Annotated in this window: 10 protein-coding genes; 5 read left to right on the top strand and 5 right to left on the bottom strand. The window is 36.1% G+C overall.

All coding sequences use genetic code 11. From position 1 onward, the window contains the following. Positions 1-4 precede the first annotated feature (4 nt). From ltrA to ACYQ35_RS11475, 3 genes are all read right to left on the bottom strand, one after another. Complete coding sequence (ltrA, locus tag ACYQ35_RS11485) at positions 5-1,822, bottom strand: group II intron reverse transcriptase/maturase (protein WP_459833697.1); 1,818 nt, start codon at positions 1,820-1,822, stop codon at positions 5-7. Positions 1,823-2,506: 684 nt separating this feature from the next. Next, positions 2,507-3,043, bottom strand: a complete 537-nt coding sequence (locus ACYQ35_RS11480; RefSeq protein WP_459833694.1) for a tyrosine-type recombinase/integrase — start codon at positions 3,041-3,043, stop codon at positions 2,507-2,509. A gap of 31 nt (positions 3,044-3,074) precedes the next feature. Next, positions 3,075-3,263 (bottom strand): hypothetical protein, encoded by a 189-nt coding sequence (locus ACYQ35_RS11475; RefSeq protein ID WP_024720800.1) that lies wholly within the window; start codon positions 3,261-3,263, stop codon positions 3,075-3,077. Between the two features lie 170 nt (positions 3,264-3,433). On the opposite strand from ACYQ35_RS11475, the gene ACYQ35_RS11470 reads away from it, so the two are divergent. The 3 genes from ACYQ35_RS11470 (at position 3,434) to ACYQ35_RS11460 (ending at position 5,456) form a co-directional block, all read left to right on the top strand. After that, a complete protein-coding gene (locus ACYQ35_RS11470) occupies positions 3,434-3,895 on the top strand; it encodes a helix-turn-helix domain-containing protein (RefSeq protein ID WP_459833691.1) in 462 nt (153 codons plus the stop codon). Between the two features lie 15 nt (positions 3,896-3,910). After that, positions 3,911-4,786 carry a hypothetical protein gene (locus ACYQ35_RS11465; RefSeq protein ID WP_459833688.1) on the top strand — a complete coding sequence of 292 codons (876 nt, stop codon included), beginning with the start codon at positions 3,911-3,913 and terminating at the stop codon, positions 4,784-4,786. A gap of 85 nt (positions 4,787-4,871) precedes the next feature. Continuing rightward, a complete protein-coding gene (locus ACYQ35_RS11460) occupies positions 4,872-5,456 on the top strand; it encodes a hypothetical protein (RefSeq protein ID WP_459833685.1) in 585 nt (194 codons plus the stop codon). 256 nt (positions 5,457-5,712) lie between these two features. Here ACYQ35_RS11460 and ACYQ35_RS11455 read toward each other — a convergent pair whose 3' ends face one another. Together ACYQ35_RS11455 and ACYQ35_RS11450 are read right to left on the bottom strand one after the other, a co-directional pair. After that, positions 5,713-6,579 (bottom strand): hypothetical protein, encoded by an 867-nt coding sequence (locus ACYQ35_RS11455; protein ID WP_019163203.1) that lies wholly within the window; start codon positions 6,577-6,579, stop codon positions 5,713-5,715. A gap of 465 nt (positions 6,580-7,044) precedes the next feature. Beyond that, a complete protein-coding gene (locus ACYQ35_RS11450) occupies positions 7,045-7,872 on the bottom strand; it encodes a putative signal transducing protein (RefSeq protein WP_459833682.1) in 828 nt (275 codons plus the stop codon). A gap of 159 nt (positions 7,873-8,031) precedes the next feature. Here ACYQ35_RS11450 and ACYQ35_RS11445 point away from each other — a divergent pair, with 159 nt between their 5' ends. Both ACYQ35_RS11445 and ACYQ35_RS11440 read left to right on the top strand, forming a co-directional pair. Further along, positions 8,032-8,685 (top strand): helix-turn-helix domain-containing protein, encoded by a 654-nt coding sequence (locus ACYQ35_RS11445; RefSeq protein ID WP_459833679.1) that lies wholly within the window; start codon positions 8,032-8,034, stop codon positions 8,683-8,685. Positions 8,686-8,715: 30 nt separating this feature from the next. Beyond that, positions 8,716-9,557 (top strand): hypothetical protein (locus tag ACYQ35_RS11440; protein WP_459833676.1); only part of this gene is annotated, 842 nt, incomplete at its 3' end.

Below are 9,557 nucleotides of genomic sequence, written 5' to 3'. Positions count from 1 at the left end.
CTATTTACTCAATTATGGCATTACCGACTAGAATTCGATAATTGTTGGTCTTTTTAAGCGCATTTTCGTTCCACAATCCTTCACTTGTAAGCTTTGTAATCAGCTCTTTAGCTCGTTCACTTTCCTTTGTGTGGATTAGTTCGTAGGCATCCGAAGAAACGATATCTATGTTCCTGTAGCCATCTCCACCATTCGGATAAATCTTGTGAACTCGCATATCATAGACTGTAAGCTGTTTCTTTGTTATCGAGCATTTACCTCTCTGAGCTGACATTCGTGAAATACGATTGTCATTTAATTCAATTGATTCGTGCCTTAGCGGATGTTCTGCTAAATATCTGAAAATAACATCGAGATGCGTAAGTCTTTTGTGAATTAACTGTCTTCCTTCCTCTGTGTAATTACAGGTCTCTTGTTTGAATCCATAGGGAATCTTGAAGGCAACTGCATAAATAGGGTCAATAACAACTTCCCCTACTAGATAACGTCTGCCATGATAATTAGCATATTTTATCTTTTGAAATTCAGACAGTGGTGGTCCTGTTTTGCCATGTGACCGTGTCATGTGTTTTAAGGCTGGTAGTAAGAGATAATAAATCTTCCAAAAATCTTTACTCACTCTTGTGGCTACACAATAATAATTGTGCATCCCCCGAATTGTTGCATTCAGGTTTCGAGCTTTACTCTCATTGCCTTGTGCTTCCCAAATTGCTTTGCGAAGCTTGGCTGTAACCTTTTTCTTTGCTTTGTCCGACATATGCGAAACAATAACATTCTGCTTTGGTCTTTCTTCTAGTTTTAGTTTAAACCCTAGAAATTCTGAATAATGCCTACACAAATTCGTTATCTTACTTTTTTCTGGACTTGTTTCAAGATGCAATCTCTCCTTTAACCACATTTCAACAGCAAGCTTTACTCGTTCAGCATCCTTTTTATTTCTGCAAAAAATTTTAAAATCATCTGCATAACGTACAAGATACATTTCTTTTAGCTTTGTTTTCTTAAGCGCATGAAATTTGTCACCATCCCACCTGTAGGGAAATTTACTTAGAAATGTTTCCCATTGGTTGCTTATCCACCAATCAAGTTCATTTAACACGATATTAGATAGTAGCGGTGACAGGATTCCACCTTGCGGTGTCCCTTTTGTAGGAATTCCTTCACCTTGTATCGGTGCTTTTAGAAGCTTGCTTATTACACAAATCAGCTTTTTGTCATGAATACCAAGTGACCATATTTGCTTCAAAAGCTTAGAATGGTCTACATTGTCAAAGAAACCCTTTATGTCAATATCCACTACATATTCCAACTTCACTGTGAAAGCTAAAAATCGAAATCGGCTTATTGCATGGTGTGTATTACGGTTTGGTCTGAATCCATAGCTATGCTTATGAAACTTAGCTTCGCATATTGGCTCCATTACTTGAAGAATACATTGCTGTATCAAACGGTCTTGAATGGTAGGAATCCCTAAAGGTCTTTCCTTTCCATTGTCTTTGGGAATCATGACACGCCTAACTGGGTGTGGTTTGTAGTTTGCCAATCTATGTTGGACATAGGCTACTAATTCGTCATTTCCCTGTTCCGCTATCTGTTCGATTGTACCCATGTTTGTTCCAGGAGTTCGGCTTCCCTTGTTTCGCTTGATTCGTCTGTATGCCAGTGCAATGTTCTGCGGGCTTACAATTAGTGACATTAGGTCATTAAATATTGCACCTTCTTTACTTTGAGCATATAAGCCATCAAACACATCTTGAATTGCATAGTACTCATTACGCCTTAGTACCTTGTTTTCTCTTTTCTTTGTCGTTTGGTCAGTCATCTCCTTAAACGAAGATTTCTTCTCTTAGTCATACTCGAACCCAAAACACTTTTTACCATATTAAGTTTTAATGAATTAACTTGACTTGGGGCTATCCCTCCACGGCTTATTATCACCGCTTCATAGGTACATTGCCCCTACTTTCACTGACATAAACTGTGTTACCACAGACCGTCTCATTGGAATTGCACTTCCTACTCGTTGTCAGCTTCCCCCGTTCCTATTTTCCTATCTGTTCATATACCCTTAGGCGCTCTCTTTGAGCCTGTAAGCTTGGTAGTGCCTGTAACACTACATGGACTTTCATAACGAATGTCTTACTCACCCACACTTACCTGACGTTACGTCATCAATGCATTTCTACATTCCCATTCTTTAGACCCTTTTCTTCAAGAGTTCGCCAGTTGCCCCTGTATAGACAACATTCTCGCCATAGGTATTTTATAGACTTCCGGCCTATCATCCACTCGACCACCTCTGGTTCGTAGTTCCTCGCCTTCACGCGTTAGGGTGGCTCTCAGCCGACTTCACCGAGCTTATAACCTCTCACAATGTGCAACTGCAAGACGCTATTCGGAGTATCAAAGGAAGCATTTCATGGCGTTACCCAATCATTCTACTTCTCGGAAAATAAGTTGTTGTTGCAACTAGTTAAACTAATTGCAACCCTCGCCTTTTGTTTATTTATGCGGCGAAACGGGTCGCACCTTCATGAATGGAAGATGGGATGACAAAGTAATCACTTCCCAGGCATTCCCCAATCTGTTTACTTTTCAAATCATAAAAGTTAACCGCATGATTCAAAATCGCACTCATTTGATTGTGGATTGTCTTAAGATATACCTGCGAATATCCCTTTCCATTGGCATCTCGATGATTCATAATCGTGTTTTGCCACTGACGGATATCTGCCGTCTTGATCTCCTGTAGTTTTCTATCCGTAAAATACGGGAGAATCTTCTTATCGACAATGTGCTTTTTAGTCAGCCAGGTATTATATTTAATCCTGGGTTTAATATCGTTCAGATAAATATTTACAAAATCTCCGAATGTCATATCCAGACTTCTATTTTCCTTTAATTTGAAAGCCCTCTCCCAGTCTTGCGCATCACATTTGCGCTTAAATCCCCTCTTTGTCTTTTGCTTTCTGGCACCTGTCCAATCCTTATAATAGGTGCGAACTTCATAAGTATTGGTCTTTTTGTTTTTAATAACTGCCATTCATTTTCACCTTCTTTCTTGAACTCTCACATTATTTTGTTTCGCTCATACCATAAACACGTTCTTCAAAATATTTACGGCTAATTTTGCCCTTAACAACCACAAATCCCTGTTTTTCCAGTTCATCGTTCAGCTTGCGTACCAGACGATATGCAAAGGAATCAGATACTTCTAATTCCCGGGCAACTTCTTTCGCTGAGATAAATAATTTGCTCGCCATATTTTCTTCCTCCTTTCCCTTTTTATAAATTCTATCAGTTCATTTCTGAACGGTACGCTTGTATCATAACATTTCATTTTCGAAATGTCAACAGAATAATTTCAATATTGAACGGTTTGTTTTTATATTTCATTTTTGAACTGTTCATGCTATAATAAGAGACAAGAACTGTGAAGGAGCGATCAATTATGACTGTTGGAGATAAAATCAGAAAATATCGGTTAGAACAAGGATATACTCAAAAAGAATTGGCCATAAAGGCAGGACTGAGTGAGTCAGCTGTAAGAAATTATGAACTGGGGAACCGCACCGCTTCCCAGGATCAATTAGAAAAAATTGCCAATGCATTAAAAATCAGCCCGTTCGCACTGGCTGATCCAAACTTTGACACCTATATAAGTGTTATGCATTCCCTTTTCGCATTGGAAGACCAGTATGGACTCCATGCCTACAGAGATGAATCCGGGGTACCTCAACTGATGTTTAAGGATAAAGGACATGATTCATTAAATATGATAGATCAAGTTGGTGAATGGGCAGATATGTACCAGAAATACAGAAACGAAGAAATTACGGAAGAGGAATACTTAGCCTGGAGAAGTAAGTATCCAAATAAGCAAAAACGACATTAAGGAGATTATGATTAAATGGATAAAACAAATGACAACATCATTAAAAAGGCACAAACCGCTATTACAAAATCAAAAGATTCCATAGTAAATGCGATTGATGCTAATGGCAATGGTGAAATTGATATAGAAGATTTTATTATTATTGGATTTAAAACTCCAGGCATAAAAGTGGATAGAAAGGATTTTCTAAAAAAGGAACTTTTCAAAAATTATCCGCAAGATACCATCGATGACGCAATAGCCTATAACCCAGCACATGCAAAAATTCCTTCCAATGAGATAGATAGAATAGCAGACGAAGTTATTAAATACGAAAGGAACTGTGTTTCGGGTATTTCCGCAGCATTAGGTGTGCCTGGTGGTTTTGCTATGGCAGCAACAGTTCCGGCTGATATTGCACAATACTACGGATATATGTTGCGTGCAGCACAAAAACTTATGTACTTATATGGTTTTCCTCAAATTGACACTGAAGAGAGAAATCAAAAGTTTGATTCTGAAACCATGAACACCTTAATCATTTGCTTAGGAGTCATGTATGGTGTTCAAGGAGCTAATACTGCTCTAAAAGCAATGGCAACAGCCCTAGGAAAAGGTGTTGAAAAGAAATTGTTAAAAAACGCCCTTACTAAAGGTACAATCTACCCAATTGTAAAAAGTGTTTCTAAATGGTTCGGTGTTAATATGACAAAACAAGTTTTTGCTGGTTTTTTCAAAAAGGCCATTCCTGTAGTTGGTGGAGTTATCGGCGGCGGAATTACATATCTGTCTTTTAAACCCTGCTGTGATAAACTGCGTTCTACCCTTCAAGACACACTGTTAAGTAATCCAAATTATCATGCTACAGAAGAAGAGAACATAATAAGCACAGCAATCATTAATTCCTTATAATAAAATTATTTTTTATAATTTAACATCAGAAAGAGCAGTATTTTAAACTTTATAATAATTCAATAAATAAAAAAGGATGTGTATTATGACCTCAGCAGAATGGCATTCGACACTATTCCAATTTTTAGGGATAATATTTAGTGTCGCAACTTTAATAATATCAATTATAGCGGTATACTTTACATTTCAAAATTTAAAAGAAATGAGAAATCAGCTAAATGAACAACAAAAACAATATTTTGAACAAAATAGAGGAAATCTTGTTTTTTATATCACTGGAACTGCAACTTCTTCATTTTATTCACTTGTTCTTAAAAATTTTGGTAATTCTCCTGCCAAATTGCTTTATATACGAATTACTCCAGATATTTCTTGGGAAAAAGTAGGGAAATCTAATTTGTCAGAATTTAACTTTTCCAATCTAAAAAATATTTTTCTCGCACCTAAACAACATATTTGTTCTAGCTTTGATTTTGAATCTTATCCAGATAAACAATTTGACATAGAAATAAAATATGAAACATGCGGAAAAGAATATGTAGAAAATTATTCCATTGATTTAAATTTTCAAGATTATATTTTAGGAACTGAACCTTCTATCAAAGATTCTTTATCTGCATTAAAACATATAAATAAATCTATTTCTTCACTTTCTGATAAGCTTCTTTAAAATTAAAATTATTGTCATTTGATTGTCACGACACACAGAAAAAGCCCGCAACCCCGCATAAATGCTGGGATTGTGGGCTTAACTCTCCTATTCAAACTCGTCTCACAGGAGATTGATTTCTGTAATTTCAATAGCGTTTTCGCTACTTTTCATTGTTGTATTCGCCATATTAGCAGGCATAATTTTGACTGGCATAAAAATTGCACTCAAAATGTACTCATATATCAATCCAATTATTTATTCCGAAATACAGAAATTATCTCTCATTATTGCATTCGCCCCTGAATTCTTTTATCAGATTCTCAAATTCTGCTACAGACATTCTACTATACATTTTACACCAATATTTCTTTTGAAAGAGCATCACTTTATGCACTGAAAGTTTACATACTTTTATCACAAGCCAACGATGTCTTCTTTGAATTTTTTTATCTTTTGCTTCCTTAAATGACATCCTGACAAACAACACTTCATATTTTGAATAAAGTTCAAGTATGTATTCTAACGGTATAATTAGTATTAAATACACAATAGGAATCATAAAACTAATAAAAGTATTTAATGCATCCAGTTCTTTATATTCATGTATTCCAATCTTTATGGTCTCGTATAGTATCCAAAATCCTGCCACCGCAAGAACCATATCTAGCAACTTATGTACTTTCTCATACTCCTCTTCGCGCTCTGCAATTACATTCATAATTACAATTATTGTTGTGATCGGAATAATTACCAATTCAACCCATATGTTGAAAGTAAATGTGCTAATAATAAATTCCAAAACAATCGTCAATTTCAAATTATCTTTTAAAACTTTTCTAATATATTCCTCATCTGCCTCTTTTGAAACAGCATTCATGCAGTATATCAAACCTGAAAAGACAAACCAAACTATAATATCTTTAATAAAAGCATTATCCCAAAACGGTAACTGATAAAATATTAAAGTTATACCCAAAACATAAAGGAAAATAATCCCCCAAAGTATTCTTAACTTCTTACCAAAGAATATTTTTACAACATTCCAAAATGCCTCTCTAATCTGTCTATGTACCATTGCATACACAAATAAAATAAATGCCCAGATCACAGTTGCCCATTCCCTAGTAGTTAAAATTTCCATATATCATTTACTTCCCAATCCGAAGTTTATTCCACTGTTATTTTTTTCAATATCGGCAAGTATCCTACATAATTCAATTATTATAGTTGCACTTACTTTAATTTGCTGTTGCAGCCATACACTCTGACTGTTATAATCAGTGCATGGGTGCTACCATACAACGGTAGGCGGTTAGTCCTTCAGCAGAGGGACTGTGACCCTCTGATTACATAGAAACCCGAACGGGAATCCACTGGAAAGGAGGGCTAAGCCAATGAGTATTGTAGATTTTATAGCAGTAGTGGGCTTCGGCTTAACCTGCTTTAGTATCGGATACACATTCGGTAAGGATAATCATAAACCACAAAAATAGCCGCCCCAGTCTGGTAAACTAAGCGGCAATTTTTGTCTAACTTTATATCGGACTAACCGTCTATCGGTAGCACTCTTTTTCTATAATCATATTATCACGGTTCCATAGAAATGTCAAAATTTTTCTTTGCTTTGAGAATCATCTGCGGCTTCGATAATCTGTATTGCCTTTTTCGCTTCATCACCTTCCACCAATACATCCACACCATACATACCAAATCCCGGTGCACCATGCATAGCGACGCTTGCACTCGCTTCCTGTGAAAAAGCAGCAATTCCTTGTTCTTTTAAAAGTTCTATAATTCTTCCCGCTTCTACTATATCTTTAGCGTTGTAAATTTTTGTACTGCCTGTCTTTGTCGTTGGAATATCTCTTTGCTCCTCATTAACTGAAATCCGGCGTCTGTTCCGGTTAAAATATGATAATACTCTGAGAACAATAAATGCCACGATTGTAATTCCACCCAGAAAAAGTAAAGCGAAATATATCGTTTGCTTCTCGGTTGCCCCCATTCTTCTCAGGCAGATACCATAAAACACAGAGAAAATTCCTGCACAGATCACACTGGTAAGGAAATCTCTCCATAGTGCCTCTCTCGCAGACAAGCCTTTATCCCAAATGCCATTATGTACCATAATAAACGCATATACAATTCCGCCTACCAGAGCAATTAACGTTTCACCCAGCACCAGACGAAGATTTACTGCCAATAGAAGCTGTATGATAATAGCTCCAACACTGATCAGGAACATAGATGCAAAAGCAAGATTTCCGGCTTTTAAAGCTTTTTGCTTTACCCAATCTTCATAATCAGCTACTTTGTTTAATGTTTCTTTCATCTCTTTGTTCATGGTCGAACTCCTTTCTCCATGACCTACAGAAACACCCAGCATTTCTGCGAGTTCATTTGCAGTAATATAAATCTTGTTGTTTTCTGCCATATATGCATCCCCCTTTTCTTTTTATAGCGATATCGCTACATTTTATATTCCCATTATATGTAGCGACTCCGCTATTGTCAAGTATTTTGAAATGCTAGTAGAAAAATTTTTTCAAACATGGTATAATGTAGCCATCTCGATACATGGAGGACGATAAGAATGACCATAGGAGAAAAAATCAAATACTGCAGAAAACAGATTGGCATTACACAAGATCGGTTGGCTGAACTGACTGGCATCCATCCAGTTTCCATCCGAAAATACGAAACAAACAAAATGCAGCCACAGCCTCCTCAGTTAGAGAAGATTGCAGCCGCACTCGGAGTTAGCTATAACGCTCTCAATGGCAGTGATACTGCCGGACTTCGTCTGGAAACAGTCGGTGATCTGATGGGCGTGCTTATGGTTCTTTGCAATTCCGGCATCCTCCAGATCAGCGGAGAGAGAGGGGAAGACAAGCTGTTAAAGGATGATACCGTATCTATCCATCTGAATCCGGTGCTTTCCTCTTATCTCGAAATCAGATATACAGCCAGAGGGAAAGCACATACACTGTCCTTGCAGGACGCTTTGTTGAATATCAGAAGTTATAAGGTATTTAATGACCTATTGAAATGGGAAAAGATGAATTACCTCTACCAGAATGCTTTGAAATCCGGTGGAGATAATCCAAATGAAGCTACACAGGCAACTATAGATGAAATAGCAGAGACGAAAGAAAAAGTGGAGTTGGAATTGCAGAGAAGCCAGGTATTGCTTGATACTTCTGATGGTATTAAAGTAAAAATTAATCCAGACCATTTCAATGGTTAGCCCTAATTCTACTATTACAAAGGACAAATTATGAATGAATATACCGCTATTATCGACAACAAAGAATATGTCATAAAAATAAACAAACGAAACTCTGATACTTCTCCAGAAAACTTAAATACAATAACTGTTGAAGAAGATTCTTCCGAAATATGCCTTAATGCTATATTGGAAGAATATCAACATTCTGTACGCAGAAGTGAAAAACTGGATAACAAAGTCTATATTCTATCTACCATTTGCGGATTTATTTTTGTTTTCATTACAGACATAATCTCAAATTTAGGTACTTTCCAAGTGCCAACAGATATTGCCCAAACTTGGTTAGTCCGAAGTTATATTGCATTAACAATACTCATGTCATTAATTTATTTGTACACTATTTTAAAATTAGGAATTTTATTAACGGCAAAACAAACTCTAAGATTAACTCCAGACTATTTGATTTTAGAGAAAGTCTATGACAAAAAGGAAAAACACGCTCGAATTTTTGTAGCAAGTTTATATATTCAAGCCATTAATGACGCAAATGAATCCTTAAAAAAACGTTTTAAAAGCTTTAATTGGTGTGCATACCGAACCGCTATGGTTCTATTTTTAGCGTTTGCGTTACACTTTTTAAATTTATTCATTACCAAAGCAGCTTCATATTCTTCTTCCTATCTCTTTTTTTTCTTTTCTTATCTTCATTTTTTTTTTTTTTATTTTCTACTTTTCATTTCTTTTTTATTTTTACCTTTTTACCTTCCTTCCACCCCTCTTTTCTTTTCTTTCCCTCTCTATTTTTTTTTTTACATACTCTTTTCCTCTTCTTTCATGTATGCTTTTCCTTTTTTTTCCCTTTCTCACTTTTATCTCTCTCTCTTCTTATC

Source organism: Faecalimonas hominis, assembly GCF_054660755.1.
The sequence above is the reverse complement of the archived record's forward strand: the minus strand, read 5'-3'. Positions and strand labels throughout refer to the sequence as shown.

Bases quoted from the DNA above. Each gene is read 5' to 3' on its own strand.
- ACYQ35_RS11480 (WP_459833694.1), bottom strand. From the start codon at position 3,043: ATGGCAGTTATTAAAAACAAAAAGACCAATACTTATGAAGTTCGCACC.
- ACYQ35_RS11450 (WP_459833682.1), bottom strand. From the start codon at position 7,872: ATGGCAGAAAACAACAAGATTTATATTACTGCAAATGAACTCGCAGAA.
- ACYQ35_RS11445 (WP_459833679.1), top strand. From the start codon at position 8,032: ATGACCATAGGAGAAAAAATCAAATACTGCAGAAAACAGATTGGCATT.
- ACYQ35_RS11455 (WP_019163203.1), bottom strand. From the start codon at position 6,579: ATGGAAATTTTAACTACTAGGGAATGGGCAACTGTGATCTGGGCATTT.
- ACYQ35_RS11475 (WP_024720800.1), bottom strand. From the start codon at position 3,263: ATGGCGAGCAAATTATTTATCTCAGCGAAAGAAGTTGCCCGGGAATTA.
- ACYQ35_RS11460 (WP_459833685.1), top strand. From the start codon at position 4,872: ATGACCTCAGCAGAATGGCATTCGACACTATTCCAATTTTTAGGGATA.
- ACYQ35_RS11465 (WP_459833688.1), top strand. From the start codon at position 3,911: ATGGATAAAACAAATGACAACATCATTAAAAAGGCACAAACCGCTATT.
- ltrA (WP_459833697.1), bottom strand. From the start codon at position 1,822: ATGACTGACCAAACGACAAAGAAAAGAGAAAACAAGGTACTAAGGCGT.